A 1,022-nucleotide genomic window follows, 5' to 3' on the forward strand; every position below is an offset into this window, starting at 1 on the left:
CCGGGTGCGCGGTGTGGCGGCGGCCGCCCGCCGCGGAGCCGGCGTGCGCCCGTGGGCCGGCTGGGCGATCTGCGCGCCGTCGGTCAGCGGGGAGAGGTTGGCCCGGCGCAGTGTGCGCGCGAACTCCCGCGCGCCCTCCACGGCGGTCGGGCCGTCGGCCTCCGCGCTGATCCGCAGCACGATGTCCTCCCGGGCGGCCGTGCCGGTGTAGCCGTGGTCGGCCTGGCACTGGGGGTCCTCGCACAGTGCGGGCGCCAGGTCCACGTGCAGGGTGCCCGTCCACGCGATGGCGAGCGTCACCTCGGAGATCGGGCTGTCCGGCCGGTAGTTGGCCGGCTGGTAGTACGAGTAGCTCAGCGTGACCGAGCGGATCTGCGAGATGCCGACCGTCTCCGTGGAGACCCGTGCCACCACGTCCCGGCCGCCCTCGTCGAACTCCTCGTCGTCCACGTGCGTCACGTGCAGCACGTCCTCGGCGAGCACCAGCACGGTGGTGTGGCGGTGCACCTCCGTCCGGTCGATGTGGGTCTCCAGCTGCACGAGGTGGGAGACCGGGGACCGGCCGTCCAGGGAGTCCTGGACCACGTCGATCACCAGCTGCGGGTAGAAGCCGGCCTTGTTGATGTCCTCGACCAGCCGCTGGCCGCGCTCACCTGAATACGTCATGGGGGCCATTTTCCCCCACGGCCGCGCCAGTGCCCAACACGGGCCCTCAGGGCACCCGGAAGTAGCACCGCTCCTCCCCGCCGCCCACGTCCTCGCAGACCCGTTCCAGCACCACGGGGCTCTCCTCCGGCGCCGGGCTCGGGGTCGTGTCGGCGCTGCGCGTGACCGTGGGCGAGCTCCCGGGACCGGGCACCCGCTCCGCGGAGCCCAGGGGATCGAGCAGCAGATATCCGCTCAGCAGCGCAGTCATCCCCACGAGGACCACGAACACGCCGGTCACGGCTCGGCCGCCGCGGCGCCGCCCGGTCCGCGCCGGCCGCGGGAGCGCCTCCGTGGCCCTCCCCCCGGCGGGCCGG

Annotated in this window: 2 protein-coding genes; both read right to left on the reverse strand. The window is 74.3% G+C overall.

Going from position 1 to position 1,022, the window contains the following annotated elements; all coding sequences use genetic code 11:
* A partial coding sequence (locus tag CRM73_RS19360; RefSeq protein WP_229588816.1) for a DUF5998 family protein occupies positions 1–666 on the reverse strand: 666 nt, incomplete at its 3' end.
* Positions 667–712: 46 nt separating this feature from the next.
* Positions 713–1,022, reverse strand: a 310-nt coding sequence (locus CRM73_RS19365) for a hypothetical protein (protein ID WP_229588817.1), incomplete at its 5' end; no start/stop codon positions are given.

Origin of the sequence: Kocuria sp. CCUG 69068, assembly GCF_020833785.1 — a bacterium.
Lineage (GTDB): Bacteria > Actinomycetota > Actinomycetes > Actinomycetales > Micrococcaceae > Kocuria > Kocuria rosea.